The organism is Candidatus Buchananbacteria bacterium, assembly GCA_013359225.1.
Taxonomy (GTDB): Bacteria; Patescibacteriota; Patescibacteriia; order Buchananbacterales; family UBA6539; genus JABWCG01.
In genome coordinates, this window is sequence record JABWCG010000005.1 from 1 (window position 1) to 20,422 (window position 20,422).

The 20,422-nt window shown below is 43.3% G+C and carries 12 protein-coding genes and 1 pseudogene; 10 read left to right on the forward strand and 3 right to left on the reverse strand.

All coding sequences use genetic code 11. The features are described 5' to 3' along the window. Positions 1 to 333 precede the first annotated feature (333 nt). Positions 334 to 729, reverse strand: a complete 396-nt coding sequence (locus tag HUU49_05070) for a hypothetical protein (protein NUM25952.1) — start codon at positions 727 to 729, stop codon at positions 334 to 336. A gap of 198 nt (positions 730 to 927) precedes the next feature. Here HUU49_05070 and HUU49_05075 point away from each other — a divergent pair, with 198 nt between their 5' ends. The 3 genes from HUU49_05075 to HUU49_05085 are packed head-to-tail and all read left to right on the forward strand — an operon-like array spanning position 928 to position 4,713. After that, positions 928 to 2,514 carry a hypothetical protein gene (locus tag HUU49_05075; protein ID NUM25953.1) on the forward strand — a complete coding sequence of 529 codons (1,587 nt, stop codon included), beginning with the start codon at positions 928 to 930 and terminating at the stop codon, positions 2,512 to 2,514. 4 nt (positions 2,515 to 2,518) lie between these two features. After that, positions 2,519 to 4,273 (forward strand): arginine--tRNA ligase, encoded by a 1,755-nt coding sequence (argS, locus tag HUU49_05080; GenBank protein ID NUM25954.1) that lies wholly within the window; start codon positions 2,519 to 2,521, stop codon positions 4,271 to 4,273. Positions 4,274 to 4,323: 50 nt separating this feature from the next. Then, positions 4,324 to 4,713: a response regulator gene (locus tag HUU49_05085; GenBank protein NUM25955.1), complete on the forward strand. Its 390-nt coding sequence runs from the start codon at positions 4,324 to 4,326 to the stop codon at positions 4,711 to 4,713. Between the two features lie 181 nt (positions 4,714 to 4,894). Here the strand turns inward: HUU49_05085 and HUU49_05090 are convergent, their stop codons facing one another. Next, a complete protein-coding gene (locus tag HUU49_05090) occupies positions 4,895 to 5,053 on the reverse strand; it encodes a hypothetical protein (protein NUM25956.1) in 159 nt (52 codons plus the stop codon). A 170-nt stretch (positions 5,054 to 5,223) separates the two neighbouring features. Between HUU49_05090 and HUU49_05095 the strand changes: the two genes are divergently transcribed. Further along, positions 5,224 to 8,109: an isoleucine--tRNA ligase gene (locus HUU49_05095; protein ID NUM25957.1), complete on the forward strand. Its 2,886-nt coding sequence runs from the start codon at positions 5,224 to 5,226 to the stop codon at positions 8,107 to 8,109. A gap of 12 nt (positions 8,110 to 8,121) precedes the next feature. Continuing rightward, positions 8,122 to 9,054, forward strand: a pseudogene (locus tag HUU49_05100) (NGG1p interacting factor NIF3). A 390-nt stretch (positions 9,055 to 9,444) separates the two neighbouring features. Here HUU49_05100 and HUU49_05105 read toward each other — a convergent pair. After that, positions 9,445 to 10,314 carry a hypothetical protein gene (locus tag HUU49_05105; GenBank protein ID NUM25958.1) on the reverse strand — a complete coding sequence of 290 codons (870 nt, stop codon included), beginning with the start codon at positions 10,312 to 10,314 and terminating at the stop codon, positions 9,445 to 9,447. Between the two features lie 97 nt (positions 10,315 to 10,411). Between HUU49_05105 and ruvA the strand changes: the two genes are divergently transcribed. From ruvA to rpoC, 5 genes are all read left to right on the forward strand, one after another. Beyond that, positions 10,412 to 11,011: a Holliday junction branch migration protein RuvA gene (gene ruvA / locus HUU49_05110; GenBank protein NUM25959.1), complete on the forward strand. Its 600-nt coding sequence runs from the start codon at positions 10,412 to 10,414 to the stop codon at positions 11,009 to 11,011. 49 nt (positions 11,012 to 11,060) lie between these two features. Then, positions 11,061 to 12,392 carry a UDP-N-acetylmuramyl-tripeptide synthetase gene (murE, locus tag HUU49_05115; protein NUM25960.1) on the forward strand — a complete coding sequence of 444 codons (1,332 nt, stop codon included), beginning with the start codon at positions 11,061 to 11,063 and terminating at the stop codon, positions 12,390 to 12,392. A gap of 1 nt (position 12,393) precedes the next feature. After that, a complete protein-coding gene (locus tag HUU49_05120; protein ID NUM25961.1) occupies positions 12,394 to 12,645 on the forward strand; it encodes a hypothetical protein in 252 nt (83 codons plus the stop codon). Between the two features lie 402 nt (positions 12,646 to 13,047). Then, the gene (locus HUU49_05125) at positions 13,048 to 16,422 is read left to right on the forward strand and encodes a DNA-directed RNA polymerase subunit beta (protein NUM25962.1); all 3,375 of its coding nucleotides are present in this window, start codon (positions 13,048 to 13,050) and stop codon (positions 16,420 to 16,422) included. An 11-nt stretch (positions 16,423 to 16,433) separates the two neighbouring features. Further along, complete coding sequence (gene rpoC / locus HUU49_05130; GenBank protein ID NUM25963.1) at positions 16,434 to 20,348, forward strand: DNA-directed RNA polymerase subunit beta'; 3,915 nt, start codon at positions 16,434 to 16,436, stop codon at positions 20,346 to 20,348. Positions 20,349 to 20,422: the final 74 nt, after the last annotated feature.

Consider the following 20,422-nt stretch of genomic DNA (forward strand, 5'->3'; position numbering starts at 1 on the left):
CTCGATGATGATGTTGCAGACCGACGGCAGTTGGTGGACGTGGAGTCTGACGCACCCCAATGATTACAACTATTCGGAAATCCGTTGCTATGTCGTGCCAAAAGACACAAATCCGCCGGATTGCTATCCGCAGCTCCAGCTTGAGCCGCCCGTCATCCCTTCAGCCGTGGCGATTGCGACCGCGACGCGCTGACCAGGCCAAACCGTTCTTTTGTGACCCTCACCTTGTAGGCTTAAGGTGAGGGATTTTTATTTACCAAAAATGAAAAAGCAGGTGTCTAAGACTTCAGACACCTGCAGGGTTGGTTTGGGATTGGTTGTTGGTGTGCTCGCCTAGACGACAGCGAGGACTTCGTGAACGCGCTTGCCGCGTTTCCCGGTGACGACGATGCGCGTCGCGGCGTCGGCCATGATACGGGTGGTGCCGTTGTTGGCGACGATCGCGTTGACGATGTTGACGTCCGACCATGGTTCCAGACCGAGGATCACGCGACGGATTGAGTCGTCATAGCAGACTTTATCCGTCACCGGACCGCCGTCGCCTTTCTGCAACGTTTCGCGTACCCGAAAGCCGTTGCCCTCGGGCATTTGGCAGAAAAAGACCTTGGTCGGCCCAACACTGGCAGTAACCGGCTGGCCCTCTTCTCGGTAGACGACCGGCTTGCTGGTGTGAGCGCCGATGATGTCGGCGCGGACTGTGGCCCCGTGTGTGACGCCTGCTTCTTCCATGCGGTCACGCAACACGTGGGGCTGCTGGTATCGGCTTGCTCGTGCCATAAACTGGTTTCCTCCTTTTCCAGTTGACCAACTTTCGATTTTTTTGTTTGCCCAAACCAAACCCTAAGATATTGATACTGTCCCACATTGTTTGGCCAAAGTCAATTATAATCTTGAAATTTTGGCTAAAATATTGTTATAATAATTACAATGAAAATTCGTTGGCAAAAGTCTGCTTTAACCTTTTTAGGCCTAGCGTTAGTTCTAGGCAATTTTTTATTGACCACGCCGGTTCGGGCTGAATTACAGCTGGTGCGTTCGGCGGACTTTGGCACTATCTATTATATTGATAGCCGCGGCGTGCGCCACCCGTTTCCTAATGAAATTACTTATCGCAGTTGGTATGGTGCTGATTTTTCTAAAGTCGTCACGGTTGGCAACGAATTTTTAGCGAATTATCCGCTGGGCGAGAATATCACCATTAGACCGGGAACATATTTGGTAAAAATTAGAACCACCTCGCCGGTTTATGCTGTTGAGCAAGGCGGGGTGTTGCGAGAAATTCAAAACGAAAGTATTGCGGAAAGTATTTATGGCGCCGACTGGTCAAAGCGGGTGGTGGACGTACCCGACGTATTTTTTGAAAATTACCAAATTGGTCAACCAATTAAGCACGATTACACGATTCCCGAAAGCGTCTTATATTTTAATTCCGACCTAAAAAAATATTTCTATAAAAATGCAGGCTTACTCCGGGCGTTTGCCGACGACGAGGCGCTAGCAAAAAATTATTTTGATAAAAGTTTTGCAATTAGTGCCAACCGAACGTTTTATGAACGGGAAAAACCGATTCAGGGTTTTGATAAAAATGTTTTTGATCCGATTGCTTTGCCGATTGCGGACCGCCGTGACTGCGAAAACAAAAAATTAAAGGCCGCTGTTATTCTTTTGGCCGACGAAGAATATTCGTCCGACGAAGTGGCGAAGGTTCAACTGATTAAAAATGCGGCGAGTGAAAGGTATCACTGGGCCACGGACGGTTTTGGTGAAATTGATTTTGATTATCCAACCACCATTTTATTAGACGACGGCTATTTGATCCGCAAACGAAACGACGGCACCACGGAAGTCCGCAACGAAGCGATCAATACATTTTATGATAATAATCCGGATGAGTTTGATTTCATTTTTGTCTGGACTAATTTTAAAATCCCAACCGAAGACACTAACGAGATTGCGCATTTTGTGCCAGTGACAAATAAATGGGAGGGTATTAATAAAGGTTCGCTGGACCGCTCATCAATTTTTGGCAGCCAGGGCAAACTTAAAGGCGTGGTGATGATGGGCAATATTAATAAATATAATCCGGGCACCACGGAAGGTTTGGATGCCGCATTAAACGTGGTGTTGCACGAAATTTTGCATCAATGGTCGGCATACATTAATTTTGATGACGACGGCAAAAACAACAATGCGCTTCTGAGAAACGACGATTTTTTCCATTGGAGCATTTACGCCGGATTCATTTCGCCGCTTGGCGGCAGCGGCTGGATTGATAACGGCGACGGAACGTTTACTTCCGGCTTGACCAAATTGGCAAATACGAACCGCCGCGCATACAGCCAACTTGATTTGTATCTGATGGGGCTTGTTGATAAAAGATATGTAACGCCTATAATGTATTTAGAGCCACTGATTAAGGATGAGGTTGCTAATACCATTAAAGCTACGCCTCAGTATGTGACAATTGACCAGATTATCAAGGCTAATGGTCCGGTCAAGTGTAGTATTGATTAATTATATGGCAAACGAACATCAAAAAATTCAATCGCAAGCAGTTGCCTCTTTGGCCGAGCAGGTGCTTGAAATTTTTAAGAAAGTTTCCCCGGAAGTTTCGGCCGGCGATATCAATCTTGAATTTCCGCCGGACGCTACGCTGGGCGATTATTCAGTGCCATGTTTTATTTTGGCGAAAAAAATAAAAATGGCTCCGGCGGCTTTAGCCCAGCAAGCAGCGGAAGCCTTTGTGCCCACGCCGTTTATTAGTCAGGTGAAAGTCGCCGGGCCGTATTTTAATTTTTTTGTTAATCGGCAAAATTTCATGGCGGCGGTTTTTGCGGAAATTGGCAAAGCCAAAAGTGGTTATGGTGGCTCAAAAATTGGCAAAGGCCAAAAAGTAATGGTGGAATATTTTTCGCCAAACACCAATAAGCCATTGACGGTTGGACACGTTCGAAACATTTGTTTGGGTTCTACGATTGCTAATCTCTTTAGATTCAGCGGCTATAAAGTAATCACTACGACACTATATAATGATCGCGGCATTGCGATTGCCAAGGCAATGTTGGGATATCAAAAATGGGGCAAAAATAAAACGCCGAAATCAGCCAAGATGAAGCCGGATCATTTTGTCGGCAGTTTTTATGTTCGATTTTCACAAGAAGAAAAAACTAATGAGCAATTGAGCAAAGAAGCTTTGCGGATGTTGCAAGCATGGGAGAATGACGATAAAACCGCGCGCGAATTGTGGCAGAAGCTAATGACGTGGGTTTTGGAAGGTTTTAAGCAGACGATCAAGAAATTTGGCATTGAACGGTTTGACGAGGAGTATCACGAAAGCGAATTTTACGATAAAGGCAAGCAAGTAGTAGAAGACGGTTTGAAGAAGGGGGTGTTTGTTAAAAATCAGGAAGGGTTAGTGTATGCTGAATTGGAAAAGTTTAAGCTGCCAAACAAAATTGTGCTGCGGCCGGATGCCACCAGTCTATATATTACCCAAGATTTATACCTCGCCTATTTAAAGGATAAGCATAATGCCGACTCATCAATTTACGTGGTCGGTTCGGAGCAGGATTTATATTTTCAGCAGCTATTTAAAATTTTGGAGCTGCTTGGTTTTAAAAATGCTGAGCGGTATCATCATTTGTCGTATGGGATGATTCGTTTACCGGAAGGCAAAATCAAATCCCGCGAAGGCCTGGCGGAAGGAACTGGCGCAGATGACTTATTGGCTGAACTTGAATCATTGGCTAAAGAAGAAATTGTTAAGCGTTCGCCGGAATTGGATGAAAAAGAAATCGGCGCGCGCGCCGAACAAATTGCTTTAGGGGCGCTGAAATTTTATATTTTGGCGGTTGATCCGAAAACGACAATGATTTTTAATCCCAAACAGTCAATCGCTTTTACCGGAAAGACCGGACCGTATCTGCAGTATGTCTATGCCAGAATCAACAGCATTTTTGCCAAAGCACAGGTAAAGCCAAGCGCCAAAGTTGATGCCAAACTTTTGACTGAGCAAGTGGAGTTTGATTTGGTAAAGCTGTTGGCAAAATTCCCTGAAGTGGTTAGTCAGTCGGTTAAACGGTTTGATCCGTCTGAACTTTCAAGTTATCTTTTTGATCTGGCAAAAACTTTTAGTTTGTTTTACGAGCAGGTGCCGATTTTACAAGGCGATAAAAAGATTCAAAAAACTAGACTGCTTTTGATTAAAGATATTCAGTTGGTATTGGCAACGGGGTTGGGGCTTTTGGGAATCACCACGTTGGAAAAAATGTAAAAATTTTGATTTAGACTTTTTAGTAAAAAAATATTATACTAGAAAGCGGTATGGCCAAAAAGAAAATAAAAATTTTAGTGGTTGAAGATGAGGAATTTTTGTTGGAGCTCTACGAGATGAAATTACGCGAGTCGGGTTACGATGTTTTTATTGCCAGTAACGGCCAGGAAGGCTATGGTTTGGCGGAGCTAGAAAAGCCGGATTTAATTTTACTTGATTTGTTAATGCCGGAAGTCGATGGTTATGATATGTTGCGTAAATTAAAAGAAAACCCTGCCACCAAGCAAATTCCGGCAATTATTTTTTCCAACCTGTCGCAAAAAGAAGAAATTGAAAAAGGTTTAAAACTTGGTGCAAAAGATTTTATTATCAAGACCAGTATTACGCCGTCGCAACTGGAAGCAAAAGTTAAGGAATTTTTGCGGAAATATAAAAAGTAATTTTTTAAAAAAATATAGCTAGCGGTCAGCTAGCTTTTTTGTATCGGTTGTTGCTAATTAAGTAGAGAGGGCCAGCCGCAGTCCTCTCTCGAAAGTGAAAAGTGAGATGTGGATGTTGGCTGGCCCTGTTTGGCCTCGTGGTGTGATCCTGGCGTTAGCCAGGGGAAACCCGCGTCGTGGGTTAGATCACGTTGAGGCCGGCCGCGTTCGCCAGGTTGTTCGTCATCGCGCCGATGTCGTCGTTCTGCTTGCCGACGGGATTCTTCGCATTCGCGTTGCCGATGTCTTCGTTCAGCGGATTCAGCGTCTGCGGCGTGTTGGCGTTGCGATTCGCGTGCATAGTTTGGTTCCTCCTGGATCCTTGTCTGGGAGCCTTGCGGCTTTCCGTGTGCAGTTTTGGTTTGGGCGCTCTTGTGGCCCGCACCTATAAAAATAAAGATAGCAAAATGGCTTTTAAAAGTCAACAACTTAGTTGACCAAGCGGGGAATTTTGGTTAAAATAACCTCATTATGGAGTCAAAATTTTCCCAACAAGAAGCCGAGATTTTAAAGTTTTGGCGGGATAAAAAAATTTTTGAGCAGACTTTAACGAAAAAGGCACCGAAAGGTGACTATGTTTTTTATGATGGCCCGCCATTTGCCACCGGTACGCCGCACTACGGCCATATTGTGGCGAGTCTGATGAAAGACGTGGTGCCGCGTTACTGGACGATGAACGGCTACCGCGTTGAACGAAAGTGGGGCTGGGATTGCCACGGCCTGCCGATTGAAAATATTGTTGAAAAAGAACTTGGGTTTAAATCGAAAAAAGAAATTGAAGCTTACGGCATTGATAAATTTAATGAAGCTTGTCGGAGCAAGGTTTTGGAATACGCATCAGAATGGGAAAAAACAATTCCGCGTCTGGGGCGCTGGGCGGATATGGCAAATCCATATAAGACAATGGACTTGTCGTATATGGAAAGTATTTGGTGGGTATTCAAGGAACTTTGGGATAAAGGCTTGATTTACCAGGATTACAAATCAATGCATGTGTGTCCGCGGTGTGAGACAACGCTTTCTCAACAGGAAGTTAGTGAAGGCTATAAAGATATTAAAGATTTGTCAGTGACGGCCAAGTTTGAATTAGCAGACGAGCCGGGAACGTTTGTGTTAGCGTGGACCACAACGCCCTGGACATTGCCGGGCAATGTCGCATTAGCCTTGGGGCCGGATATTAAGTATGGAAAATTTAAAATTAAAGATAATAAAGATAATCAGTTTAATTTTAATGACAAAGATTATTATATTACTGCAATTACTGATAAGGTTCCTTTAGAAGGATCCTCTGTTGGAGAATATGAGGTGACATTAACTAATAAAAAAGTAATCCTAGTTAAGGATTATCAAGAAATTAAAGCTAAAGATTTAGTAGGTAGAAAATATAAACCGTTATTTGATGATTATTTAAATCAAAATTTGGAACATCAGGAAAATTTTTATACCATTGTGGCTGATGATTTTGTGACTACCCAAGAGGGTACGGGCGTGGTGCATATCGCGCCGGCGTTTGGTGAAGACGATATGCGGATTGGCAAAGAACAACACTTGCCGTTTGTGCAGCATGTGCGTCTGGACGGACATATTAAAGATGAAATTAAAGACTTGGCCGGGTTAAACGTTAAGCCAATTGAGGACCATCAGTCAACTGATGTAGCAGTCATTAAAATTTTAGCCGGAAAAAATTTACTGTTTAGTAAAGACAAGTACGAACATAGCTATCCACATTGCTGGCGCTGTGATACGCCGTTAATCAACTATGCGACAAGTTCCTGGTTTGTGAATGTGACTAAAGTTAAAAGCAAGGCCTTGCGACTGGCGGCCAAAATTAACTGGTCGCCCCAACATATCAAAGCTGGCCGGTTTGGCAAGTGGCTGGAAGGCGCGCGCGATTGGTCAATTTCGCGCCAGCGGTTTTGGGCCTCGGTAATGCCAATTTGGGTTTGTGATACATGCGGCGAGAAAAAAGTGTATGGCAGTGTGACGGAATTAGCAAAAGATAGTGGTAAAAAAATTACTGATTTACATAAACATATTATTGATCAAGTGACAGTGCCTTGTCAGTGCGGCCAAACAATGAAACGAGTGCCGGATGTGTTGGACACCTGGTTTGACTCCGGTTCAATGCCATACGCCCAAATGCATTATCCGTTTGAGAATAAAAAGAAGTTTGAACAAAATTTTCCAGCGGAGTTTATTGCTGAAGGCGTTGATCAAACGCGAGCGTGGTTTTACTATTTGCACGTCATCGGCGCGGCCATCAAGGGCAAGGCGGCATTTAAGAACGTGATTGTCAATGGTATTGTGTTGGCCGAAGACGGCAAAAAGATGAGTAAGAAATTAAAAAATTATCCCGATCCTAATGAAGTGATTGATAAGTATGGCGCTGATGCGTTGCGCTACTATTTATTAACCACGCCGGTGATGGAAGCAGAAAATTTAAATTTTTCCGAAAAGGAAGTTAAGGAAGCGTTGCAAAAAAATATCATGCTGATTGGCAATGTGCTGAGTTTTTATTTGATGTATAAGACAACTATTGGTCCAGATGCGCCAAAAACCAAAAATGTCTTGGATCGTTGGATTTTAGCCAAACTCAACGTTTTAAACCAAGAGATTACGGAAAAAATGAATAGTTATCAGATTGTTAAGGCAGCGCGGCCGATTACGGAGTTTATTAATGAACTTTCAACGTGGTATCTGCGCCGCAGCCGTGAACGTTTTAAGGATGGCGACGAACTCGGGGTTCAGACCTTAGGGTTTGTCTTGCGGGAGTTTGCCAAAGTGGCGGCGCCGTTTATGCCATTCGTGACTGAAGAAATTTATCGTCAGATTGGCGGGGAAAAAGAGTCTGTTCACTTAGAAACTTGGCCAAAGGTTAACAAGAAATTGATTGATGAAAAATTATTGACGGAAATGAAACTGGTGGGCCAGATTGTCGAGCGCGGCTTGGCAGCTCGAGCAAACGCCGGCATTAAAATCCGCCAACCGCTATTGAGTTATACAACCTCCTTAGCCGATAAGCTTGCCGATGATTTAGTAGATATTATTAAAGATGAATTAAATATTAAAGAATTGCAATTCGGTAAAACTGATAACTTAGATATAACTATTACTGACGCCTTGAAGTTGGAAGGGTTGGCGCGAGAATTAATCAGGCAAATCAACCAGTTGCGCAAAGATTCCGGCTTGACGGTTAACGATCGAGTTATTATTTATCAGCAAGGGTTAGATGAATTGTTCTCGGCACTCGGTGCAGACATCGTTAAGGCAACTTTAGCAATAGAAGTCAAACGGGAGTCTGTTGACAACATGAAAGAAACCGGTGGTGGGTTCGTTGGAATTAAAAAAATTAATTAACGAAATAAAAATATGAATCTTAAACAAATTTATGAGTTAGGCGTTACGCTTGGGATTGAAACGGACCTGCGCGGCAAGAAGGCAGTATTAAAACACTTGAAACGCCGAAAGGAAAAATATGATCGCTTGGATGCTAAATCAAAAAAACGTTTTGATTTAGAGAGTTTAACTAACCCATATTCAGACACTAGAGTTTTTGTGGATCCAAAACGAGAAATTAAAAAAGTGCTTGCCGGCATTGACATCGGTCCAGCGGAAATTTTGATGGCTAAAGCGTTGGGAGTTGATGCGGTAATTGCCCATCATCCGGTTGGCAGCGCGTTGGCGGATTTGGGGGACGTGATGCATTTGCAGGCAGAAGTTTTGGCCGGCTACGGCGTGCCAATTAATATTGCTCAGTCGCTAACCAAAGAACGAATTTCTGAAGTAGCGCGCGGGATGTCGCCGATTAACCATTACCGCGGCGTGGATACGGCTGAGCTGTTTAATATCGGTCTGATGTGTATCCATACGCCGACTGATAATATGGTTGCCAGTTTTCTTGACACTCATCTAAAAAAAGCTAAGCCAGAATTTGTTGGCGATGTTGTGGACGCTCTAGAAGAAATTCCGGAATACCAAAAAGCCATTGAACAAAAGACCGGACCAAAAGTTTTTGTCGGCAGCCGAGATAACTTTATTGGCAAGTTGGTTTTAACTGAAATTACCGGCGGTACCGAAGGCGCGGTGGGAATCTATGAAAAAATGGCGCAGGCCGGTATTGGTACGATCGTTGGCATGCATATGGCTGAAGATCGTAAAAAGGAAGCGCAGAAAAATCATGTGAACGTGGTGATCGCCGGGCACATGTCTTCAGATTCGCTTGGTATGAATTTGTTTTTAGATGAACTAGAGCGCCGGGGCGTTGAAATTATTCCTTGCTCAGGACTGATTCGGGTTAGCCGGATTAAACGGCGAACTCCTGCGAAAAAGAAGCTGGTTGCTAAAAGTAAACCAAAACCTAAAGCCCGCAAGAAAAAATAATTGTTAAAAAAGCGAGCCTGGAGTAAGGCTCGCTTTTTATTTTTGAAAAAAGGAAAGGGCAGGCTGGCTTAGGAACTCGACCAAAGAGTGTCTCAAGTCAGCACTGCCCCTACGGAATCGGGTTAGAGGTTGTGGCGCTTCAGAAGCACTGCACTCGCCTGATGGGTGAAAGGCCCTCCTTTTTGATGCCCAGGCAAGGCTGCACATATCGTTAGCGCTACCCTTTCCGCGTTCAAAACTTATCGTAGCAGTAAAATTTTGTCAAGTAATAAAAAAACTCCGTGGATTTTCCAGAGGGAGTCGGGTGAGTGACTAACCATTCAGTTCACTAATGCGTGAGCGATGAATAATCAGCCATTCGTGTTCGGTGAACACTGTTTGCTTTTGCGGTTTAGGGTCGTCAATGGCCCAAGTGTCGCCAGCGTGGTCGGACCGAAGAAATTCAAATCCGAGTTTTTGGCTGATGCCTAAAATCGGACAAAAGTCCCAGGGCGTGTTTGGCCCTGGTTTGAGAACCGCGCCGCCAACTTCGCCTTTCCAAAGCCGAGCCATGCTCAAACCAATACTGCCTTCCGCCATGCTGACGTTTTTGAAAACTTGGCGGTCAATGACGTCACGGACGTGTTGGGAATGCTCGCTTGGCAACTCCCGAAGCAAAAGCCATTGGTTAGCCAGCTTGTGAGCTGGATTAATGGTCAGTGTTTCAGCGATATGAAATTCGCTGATGCGGTGAGCTTGATCGGAATCCGGACGAAAACCGAATATCTCTTGGGTCATGACGTCGCCGATGTACGCGGCAATAACTTCGCCGTTGCATACCAGCGAAATCATCGTTCCGATTCCAAACGATTGTCTTCGGCCGAACGCTTTTGTACCGTCAAGCGGGTCAACGGTAAACCAAATATCGGTGTCCGGCAAAGAGCATTCAATCCGCAGATTGTTTTCTTCACCAACCGCGCCAAAGTTGGGAAAACATTCGGTGATCATTCGCACATAAACTTCTTGTGCGAGTTTGTCGGCCGTCGTGACCAAGTCGTCCATTTCGCCGGAGTAGCCTTGTTTGGCCTCGGCTTCAAAGATGAAACGTTGTTGCCGAATCACTTCGATCGCTCGGCGAACCGCTCCCTTCATGATGATCGCGATGGCGTGACCATTCATACTACCAAAAATTCTTGGTTTCATTGAACTTGATTCCTTATCGGGTTGGTTAAAGAGCATTTTATCTGTATCATTGGAAATGAGTTTTGTCAATCCGCAAAATTTAGGCTAGAATAACCATATGATTGCATCACTTCGAGGAACAGTAACTTATAAAAGTCCGGAGCTTCGTAAAGACTCCTATTTTGTCGTTGAAGCCGCGGGCGTTGGCTATAAAGTCTATTCGCCCCTAAGCAATTTGCAGCGAATTTCGGAAGGTGCGGAAGTGGTTGTGTACACCTATTTAGCAGTATCAGAGAATGCGATGGATTTGTATGGTTTCTTGGATCCGGCCGACAAAACATTTTTTACTTTATTGCTGGAAGTCCCGGGTATTGGTCCTAAATCCGCCATTGGCATTTTGGGAAAAACCACCATGAGTGATGTTCAACAGGCGATCTTCAGTGATGATCCTTCGGTATTAACTAAAATTTCTGGACTAGGACAAAAGACCGCTGAAAAAATTATTATTACGCTGAAAGATAAAGTTGAGAGTCTGACGAGCCGACATAAAGATAAAAGACAAACCGACTCTCAGGCAGTTGATGCCGATGTGTTTGATGCACTAGTCAGCTTCGGTTATTCTGCGGCTGAAGCTAGGAAAGCCTTAACCAAAATTGATCCGGCAATAACGGATACCTCACAAAAGATAAAAGAAGCGTTAAAAATTTTAGGCAAGTAAAGTTTTGTCTTGCCGTTAAAATTTTTAGGTGGTAAAATGTTTTTATAATATGATGACCATCCTAAAAAAAATTATTCCGTCACCGCTGATAAAAATTTATCATTATTGGTTAGCACTTATTGCTAACTTTTTTTATCGTAGTCCGTCTGATAAGTTGATTGTTATTGGCGTAACCGGAACTTCGGGCAAATCCACTGTGGCCTATCTAATCAGTAAAATTTTAGAAAACGCCGGCTACCGCGTTGGTTGCGCTTCTACGATTCAATTTAAAATTGATAAAAAAGAATGGATTAATAAAACTAAAATGACCATGATTGGTCGGTTTGCGCTACAAAGTTTAATTAAACAAATGGTTAAAGCTAATTGTCAGTATGCGGTGATTGAAACAACTTCACAGGGCATTGAACAGTTCCGCCACCTTGGTATTAATTATGATATTGTGGTGTTTACTAATTTATATCCTGAGCATATTGAGGCTCACGGCAATTTTGAAAATTATAAAAATGCCAAATTAAAGCTGTTCAAAAAGTTAAAAACGGAAACCCCGAAATTGATTGCTAATCAAAAAGTTAAAAAGACGATTATTGCTAACCTTGATGATGAACACAGCACGGATTTTATCGATCAATGGGCTGAAGAAAAATTCGTTTTTACACTATCTTCAGAAAAATCGAGTTCCGAAGCGAGGGTAATTCGGGCTGATGATCCACAGGCTACCGGTCAAGGCGTTGGGTTTAAAATTAACGGCCATCCGTTTGGTGTAAAACTTTTTGGTCGACACAATATTTACAATTTGTTGGCGGCGATTACCGTTGGCTTAACCCAAGGAATTAGTCTAGAAAGCATGGCGCGAAATTTGGCGGCAATTTCTGGCATACCCGGACGAGTGGAATTTATTGATGAAGGTCAACCCTTTAAAGTAATTGTTGATTACGCCTTTGAGCCACAAGCCGTCACTGCACTGTATGAGATTGTTAAAATGATTGAACATCACCGAGTGATTCACGTTTTAGGATCGGCTGGTGGCGGCCGCGATAAATCACGCCGGCCGAAGCTTGGTAATCTTGCCGGGGTTAATGCCGATGTGGTTATTATTACTAACGAAGACCCGTATGACGAAAACCCTCAGGATATTATTGATCAGGTTGCCGTAGGTGCTTTAGAAGCCGGCAAAAAACTTGATAAAAATTTGTTTAAAATCTTAGACCGCCGTGAAGCAATTAAAAAAGCCCTTAAGGTTGCTAAGGCAGACGATCTTGTTTTGATCACCGGTAAGGGTAGTGAGCAGGCGATTGTCGTTGAACATAATAAAAAAATTGCCTGGGATGATCGCAAAGTCGTCCGGGAACAGCTGTCGGCGCTTAAACCTAAGGCTCGCTAGTATGGACTACTGGTCACGAATATTTATTTCTATTATTTTGGGAGTTGCCGCTGGTATTAGTATCGGACACTTCTTTGGCGACACGGTTTTTTGGGTATTTATCGCAGTGGCAGTTTCATTGGCCACTGAGACTAGTCTACGAACCATAAAAAACGTTAAAGGGCCGATTAATCCAGTTTTAGAAAAAACATCAAGAGGCCAATTATCGGGCCAAAATATTGAGTTGCCAAAAGCGAAGAAACCAAAGTTTTGATAAGTTGTGGATAAGTTTATTATTTTTGGTTAAAAATTCTCTTAATTTAGCTAAATTTTAACCCAGTCTTGACAATTTCCAAAAAAGATTTGACAAAGATGCAAAATCTTGATAAGATTTCAGAGTTATTTTGTTTTTTGGTCCTAAGTCCAAAATACCCCGCTATTGCGAACCAACGTAACATTTTTTAAGCAAAAATCGTAGTGGGATTCTTTTTTTCTCAAAATTAAAACAAATAAAATAAATCTCGCATCCCAAAAATTAGGGTTGGGAGGCATTTTTGTTGTCTTTTCCGGTACTATTACTTAGCTTATTTATCTATTATATAAAACTATCTAATAATCTATGGCGATAAAGACTTCACCTCGCAAAACATTTTCGATGATCAAGGAAGCGGTACCGATGCCCGACTTGATCGAAGTCCAGAAGGATTCCTATAAGTGGTTTTTGGAACACGGACTTCAGGAATTGTTTGAAGAAATTTCTCCGATCCGAGATTTCATTGGTCGGGATTTTGAATTATCAATCGGTAAATACTATTTAGACGATCCTAAATTTGATGAAGTCACTAGTAAAGCCAAGAATTTGAGTTATGAAGCGCCTCTGCGCGTCATGGCTAAGCTTTCAAACAATAAAGCTGATAAAGTAATTGAACAAGAAGTATACCTCGGGGACTTTCCACTCATGACAGACCGAGGCACTTTTATTATTAATGGTATTGAGCGGGCAGTCGTGTCCCAGTTGATCAGATCGGCTGGTATTTTTTTCACTTCAGAATTTTTTGGTGAACGACGTTACTATGGCGCCAAAATTATTCCTAACCGCGGTTCGTGGTTGGAGTTTGAAACGGATATCAATAATGTTATTTGGGTTAAAATCGACCGCAAGAGAAAAATTTCTGTTACAGCACTGCTTCGAGCTTTCGGCCATCCGACCGATGAAGAAATTCTGGAAATTTTTAAAGATGTTGATACTCATCCGGAAGTTTCCTACATTCAAAACAGTTTAGCCAAAGACCCTTCAAGCAATGAAAGCGAAGGGTTGCTTGAGGTTTATAAAAGAATACGGCCCGGCGACCTGGCAACAACCGATAACGCGAAGTCTTTGATCTATGCGATGTTCTTCAACTTTGACCGCTATGACTTTGGCAAAGTTGGACGGTATAAAATTAATCAGCGTTTCAATCAGAATTTAGCTATCACTAAAGAAAACAGAGTTTTGCGTGTTGAAGATATCATTCAGGTTGTTAAAGAAATTATTAAATTAAATATTTCTCAAAAAGAGGCTGATGACATTGACCACTTGGGCAACCGACGCGTTCGAGCTATTGGTGAATTGGTACAGAATAAATTCCGAGTCGGTTTGGCCCGAATGGAGCGCATTGCCAAAGACCGCATGAGCACGCTGGACATTTCGGAAATTACCCCAAACCGTTTGATTAATGCGCGGCCAGTGATTGGCTCAGTGAAAGAATTTTTCATGTCATCCCAGTTGTCCCAGTTCATGGATCAAACTAACCCGTTGGCGGAACTTGAACACAAACGACGTTTGTCAGCTATGGGTCCGGGCGGATTGTCACGAGAACGAGCTGGTTTTGATGTTCGCGACGTACATCCGACTCACTACGGTCGAATTTGTCCGATTGCAACTCCAGAAGGACCAAACATCGGTTTGGTTGGACACTTGGCAACCTACGCCAAAGTCAACGAATACGGTTTTATTGAAACGCCATTCCGTCGCGTTAAGCATGATGTTGAAAATAAAGCTGCAGAAACTGAAGGTGAGATTAGTCGTGTAGACTTGGTTGACCCTTCTTCAAAACAAGTGATTGTTAAAGCTGGTGAAACCATTAGTGCCAAGCAGGCTAAAGATTTAGAAAAAATTTCGGCTTTAGCGACGATCCCGGTTAAATCCCGAGTGACTAAGGAAGTTAAATATTTGACTGCTTTTCAAAGTGAGAACGCCATTACCACGGCGGCAACTACTCCGATTGATGAAAACGGATACTTTTTGCGCGAACGAGCCGAGGTGCGAAAATATGGCGAACCGGAAATTGAACACGTTGATAATGTTGATTATATGGACGTCGCACCAAACCAGATTGTTAGCGTGGCGACATCATTAATTCCTTTCTTGGAACATGACGACGCGGTCAGGGCGTTGATGGGCTCAAACATGCAGCGCCAGGCAGTACCTTGCATTAAGCCTGATGCGCCGATTATCGGAACGGGGCTTGAAGCTAAAGCCGGCGAAGATTCAGGACATGTGGTACTGGCTCAGGCCGACGGTAAGATTAAAGAAGTTCAGGCAAACAAAGTTGTGATTGCCTATGACAACGGCAAAGAAAAAGAATATCGTTTGAATAAATTTGTCCGATCAAACGCGTCAACTTGTATTGATCAGCGACCAACGGTTGAAAAAGACCAGATCGTTAAGAAGGGTGATGTTTTAGTTGATGGTCCGGCGACTGACAAAGGAGAGTTGGCACTGGGGCAAAATATTTTATGTGCGTTCATGGCCTGGGAAGGCTATAACTATGAAGACGCGATTGTTATTTCGGAACGGCTAGTTCAGCAGGATCGCTATACTTCAATTTACATTGAAGACTTTCAGGTGGAAGTTCGTGACACCAAGCTTGGACCGGAAGTGGTTACGGCCGACATCCCAAATATCGGGGAAGAAAAATTAAAAGATTTAGACGCTGAGGGCGTGGTTCGGATTGGTGCTTCTGTTTCTTCGGGCGATATCTTGGTTGGTAAGATTACTCCAAAAGGTGAAACAGAATTATCCGCTGAGGAAAAATTGTTGCGGGCGATTTTCGGTGAAAAGGCCCGTGATGTTCGCGACTCTTCCTTGTATCTTGAACATGGTGAAAAAGGAAAAGTCGTTGATGTTAAAGTTTTCTCGCGTGAGAATGGCGATAAACTTTCTTCGGGTGTGATTAAGATGTATCAAGTCTCAATTGCTAACTTACGAAAAATTCAGGTCGGCGACAAAATGGCCGGTCGTCACGGTAACAAGGGTGTGGTCTCAATCGTATTGCCGGTTGAAGACATGCCGTTTTTGGAAGACGGTACACCGGTTGATATTGTGTTAAGTCCCTTGGGAGTTGTTTCTCGTATGAACCTAGGACAAATTTTGGAAACTCATTTGGGCTTAGCCGCCAAAAAACTTGGTTATAAGGTTAAAACCCCGGTTCTTAATGGTGTTAGCGAGGAACAGATTTCAGCTGAATTAGTGAAGGCCGGGTATGCTCCAGATGGTAAGATGACTGTTTACGATGGCCGCACTGGCGACAAATTTGAAGAGCGCGTGACTGTTGGACAAATTTACATGTTAAAACTCAACCACATGGTTGAAGACAAAATTCACCAGCGCAGTATTGGTCCATACTCATTGATTACACAGCAGCCGTTGGGCGGTAAGGCGCAGTTTGGCGGACAGCGATTTGGTGAAATGGAAGTCTGGGCTTTGGAAGCATATGGCGCCGCCCACACTTTGCAAGAGATTTTGACGATTAAATCCGATGACGTTGCCGGCCGATCAAAAGCATACGAATCAATTATCAAAGGTGAACCAATTAAACGGTTGAATATTCCTGAATCGTTTAATGTGCTGTTGCGAGAATTAAATGGTTTAGGATTAAATATTGAACTAGTCAGCACCCCGGGGAACAAACACCGTCGGGTGGTGATTGATGATGACCCCGAACCGGTTCAAGCCGACGAGGAACCAAAGGCCGAAGCTAAGGAAAAGAAAGCTAAAGTCAAAAGTTAATTTCCAAATTTATGCAAGAAGAAAAAAAAGTCATTGATTTCGACGCCTTGAAACTGAGCCTGGCCTCTCCGGCCCAAATTCAGGAGTGGTCTCATGGTGAAGTCACAAAACCGGAAACGATTAACTACCGAACTCAAAAACCAGAAAAAGACGGATTGTTCTGTGAAAGAATTTTTGGTCCGTCAAAAGACTGGGAATGTTATTGTGGTAAGTACAAAAAAATCCGGTACAAGGGCATCGTTTGTGATAAGTGTGGCGTTGAAGTAACCCGATCAGTTGTCCGCCGTGAACGGATGGGACACATTAACTTGGCGGCCCCAACTTCTCACATTTGGTTTTTGCGCGGCGTGCCGTCAAAGATTGGCTTGATGCTTGATCTTTCCCCTCAGGCTTTGGAAAAAGTAATCTATTTTGCCGATTTCATTATTACCGATGTTGATGAAGATTTGAAGAAGGAAACACTGGAACAAATTCGCCAGGAGTTTAAGGCAAAAAAGAAAAAGATTGAAACGGATTTCGCCCGGCAGCTTAATGTGGTTAAGAGCAAAGCTGGTGAAGAAAAGAAAGCGAGTGAAGATGCTAGTCCGGCGATTGATAAAGAATTACATATCATCGAAAAGACTAAACAGGAAAAAATCAAAGAATTAGAAAACATCATGAAAGTCGCTGAGCAAGAGCTCAAGGACTTGAAGCCGATGAAAATTATTTCTGAGCATGTGTATCAGGATTTGTCTTTGAAATACGGCCATATTTTTGAAGCTAATATCGGGGCCGAAGCAATTCGATATTTGTTGGAAAAAATTGATCTGGAAAAGTTAATTCATGAGCTGGAACAGGAGTTAAAAGCTGCTGAGCAATCGCAAGGAGAAGAAAAAATTTCTAAACGCTTACGATTGGTTACCAATTTCCATAAGAATAATTTGCGTCCGGAATGGATGATTATGACCACGGTGCCGGTTATTCCTCCAGATTTACGGCCGATGGTGCCGCTGGACGGTGGTCGGTTTGCCACTTCTGACTTGAACGATTTGTACCGTCGGATTATCAACCGAAATAATCGTTTGAAGCAACTTAAGGAGTTGAACGCTCCGGAAGTCATTGCACGAAACGAAAAGCGTATGTTGCAGGAAGCGGTTGATGCGCTGATTGACAATTCGGCCCGACACGGCAAAACCGTGGTTGCTTCAACCGGCCAGAAGCGCATGCTCAAATCATTGGCTGATATTTTGAAAGGTAAACAGGGACGTTTCCGCCAGAACCTACTTGGAAAACGTATCGACTACTCTGGTCGAAGCGTTATTGTCGTTGGACCAAAACTACGATTGGGCGAATGTGGTTTGCCAAAAAAGATGGCATTAGAATTATTCAAACCGTTTGTTATCAGCAAATTAATTCAGCAGGAGTTTGTTCACAACGTTCGCAGCGCTAACCGTTTTATTGAAAGCGGACGCAATGAAGTCTGGGATATTTTAGAAGAGATTGTTAAGGACGCTCACGTTCTCTTGAACCGCGCCCCAACCTTGCACCGTCTTGGCATTCAGGCATTCAAACCCGTTCTGATTGAAGGAAAAGCGATCCAGGTTCATCCGTTGGTGTGTGAAGCGTTTAACGCCGACTTTGACGGTGACCAGATGGCCGTTCATGTTCCGCTGACTGAAAAAGCGAAGTGGGAAGCAGAAAATTTGATGCTTGCTTCACGAAATATTTTGAAACCGGCAACCGGCGACCCGGTCGCGCGACCAACCAAAGACATGGTTTGGGGCTGCTACTATATGACAGCAATTATTGATCGTGAAGGACAGATTGTAAAATCATTTTCTAGTCCGAAAGAAGCCATTTTAGCCTATAATTTGAATAAAATTAAAATCCGTGACCGAATTAAAGTGAAACCGGATGAACCGATGGCGCGCCGACTAAAAGCCGCCGGCATTAAAGACCGGGTTTTTGAGACTTCGGTTGGCCGAATTTTATTCAACCAAACACTACCCGAGGATTATCCGTATGTTAATGAAGTAGTTGGCTCAAAAGGTTTGCGCGTTATTGTCGCTGATGCACTAGAGCGATATGATTTTGAATCGGTTGCCAGACTGCTTGATGAAATTAAAAAATTAGGATTGAAATATTTGACATTGTCCGGCTACTCCTGGGGTATGGGTGACATGCCTAAGATGGAAGAGCGAAAAGAGATTATTGAACAAGGTGAAAAGGAAGTTGACGCTGTTGAAAATCAGTATAATATGGGGCTTTTGACGGATAGTGAACGCCACACCAAGATCATTGAAATTTGGATGAATGTTAAAGAGCGGATCGTTAAGATCAGCCAGAACAAACTGGATCCGACCGGACCGGTTTCAACTATGGTTGAATCAGGTGCTCGCGGTAGCTGGAGTCAGCTGATCCAAATTATTGGTATTAAAGGTTTGGTAACAAACCCGGCTGGTGAAATTATTGAATTGCCTGTTAAAGGTAACTTTAAGAGCGGGTTTGATGTATTGGAATACTTTATTTCAACGCACGGCGCACGAAAAGGTTTGTCTGATACAGCCCTTCGAACCGCAAACGCCGGTTATTTAACTCGACGTTTAATTGATGTCTCTCAGGATGTGATTATTGCTGAAGAAGATTGTGGTGACACTGAAGGAATAATTTTGACCAAGAAAAACAGCGAAGCCATCAACATGAATTTAGCCGACCGAGTGAAGGGGCGAGTGACGCTTGAAAAGATTGTTGACCCAAAGACTAAAAAAGTAGTGATTAATGAAGGCGAAATTATTGACTCCAAAAAAGTTGAAGAACTAAAGAAACTTGACTTGGCCGAAATTAAAATCCGGTCCGTTATCAGTTGTAGAACTAAGCGAGGGGCATGTCAAAAATGTTACGGTTGGGACTTGGCATACAATCGACCAGTTCAAATTGGTACCGCCGTTGGTATTATTGCAGCACAAAGTATTGGTGAGCCGGGTACTCAGCTGACCATGAGAACCTTCCATACGGGAGGTGTCGCCGGACTTGACATTACCCAAGGTTTACCGCGCGTTGAAGAAATTTTTGAAGCCCGACCGCCAAAACATAAAGCATTTATTGCTGAGTTTGATGGCAAGATTGCAATTGAAAAACCGAAAGATCAAAATATCAACCGTCTGAAAACTGTTAAGGTAATTTATGAGCATGTTGACCAGGATATATATCCTTTGTCCAAAGAAGATAAGGACAAGAAACAAAAAGTTTTAGTGAAGGATGGTCAGAAAATTAAGAAGGGCGATGATGTAATGGTTGATTCATCCGGCGAAAAAATTCCGGCAAAACATGACGGAGTTGTAAAAATTGAAAAAGATAGAATTGTTGTAGGAACTAAGGAAGAGAAATCTCACGTGTATCAGATTCCGCCAGAGTTTCATTTGTTGGTTAGCGACGGTGATTTAGTGTCTAAGGGCGACGCTTTGACAAATGGTAGTATGGATTTGCGACAACTGCATCGTTTGCGCGGCAAAGACGAAACCATGCGCTACGTTATCGATGAGATTCAGCAGATTTACTCCTCGCAAGGACAAAAATTGGATAATCGCCATATTGAATTAATTGTTCGACAAATGTTTTCGCGTGTGTTGGTAACGGCTTCCGGCGACACGGAATTGCTGCCTGGCCAAAAGATTGAAAAGGATGAGCTGATTGCTGCTAACGAGCTGGCCGTTAAAAATGGCGGCGCACCGGCTGAGGCCGAAGAGTTATTGCTCGGTATCTCTAAGGTGTCATTATCAACTTCAAGCTTCCTTTCCGCTGCTTCCTTCCAGGAAACTTCCCGAGTGCTTATTAATGCTGCTGTTGAGGGTAAAATTGATGAGCTGCGTGGTTTGAAAGAAAACGTTATTATTGGACGTTTGATCCCGGCTGGTACCGGATTTATTCCTGAGACTGAGGAAAAATAAGAGGTTTTTAACCACCCATTATTAAAACCCCCGCCTGAAAAAGCGGGGGTTTTTTTGGATTTACTGAGGTGTAT

Bases quoted from the DNA above. Each gene is read 5' to 3' on its own strand.
- HUU49_05070 (NUM25952.1), bottom strand. From the start codon at position 729: ATGGAAGAAGCAGGCGTCACACACGGGGCCACAGTCCGCGCCGACATC.
- HUU49_05075 (NUM25953.1), top strand. From the start codon at position 928: ATGAAAATTCGTTGGCAAAAGTCTGCTTTAACCTTTTTAGGCCTAGCG.
- argS (NUM25954.1), top strand. From the start codon at position 2,519: ATGGCAAACGAACATCAAAAAATTCAATCGCAAGCAGTTGCCTCTTTG.
- HUU49_05085 (NUM25955.1), top strand. From the start codon at position 4,324: ATGGCCAAAAAGAAAATAAAAATTTTAGTGGTTGAAGATGAGGAATTT.
- HUU49_05090 (NUM25956.1), bottom strand. From the start codon at position 5,053: ATGCACGCGAATCGCAACGCCAACACGCCGCAGACGCTGAATCCGCTG.
- HUU49_05095 (NUM25957.1), top strand. From the start codon at position 5,224: ATGGAGTCAAAATTTTCCCAACAAGAAGCCGAGATTTTAAAGTTTTGG.
- HUU49_05105 (NUM25958.1), bottom strand. From the start codon at position 10,314: ATGAAACCAAGAATTTTTGGTAGTATGAATGGTCACGCCATCGCGATC.
- ruvA (NUM25959.1), top strand. From the start codon at position 10,412: ATGATTGCATCACTTCGAGGAACAGTAACTTATAAAAGTCCGGAGCTT.
- murE (NUM25960.1), top strand. From the start codon at position 11,061: ATGATGACCATCCTAAAAAAAATTATTCCGTCACCGCTGATAAAAATT.
- HUU49_05120 (NUM25961.1), top strand. From the start codon at position 12,394: ATGGACTACTGGTCACGAATATTTATTTCTATTATTTTGGGAGTTGCC.
- HUU49_05125 (NUM25962.1), top strand. From the start codon at position 13,048: ATGCCCGACTTGATCGAAGTCCAGAAGGATTCCTATAAGTGGTTTTTG.
- rpoC (NUM25963.1), top strand. From the start codon at position 16,434: ATGCAAGAAGAAAAAAAAGTCATTGATTTCGACGCCTTGAAACTGAGC.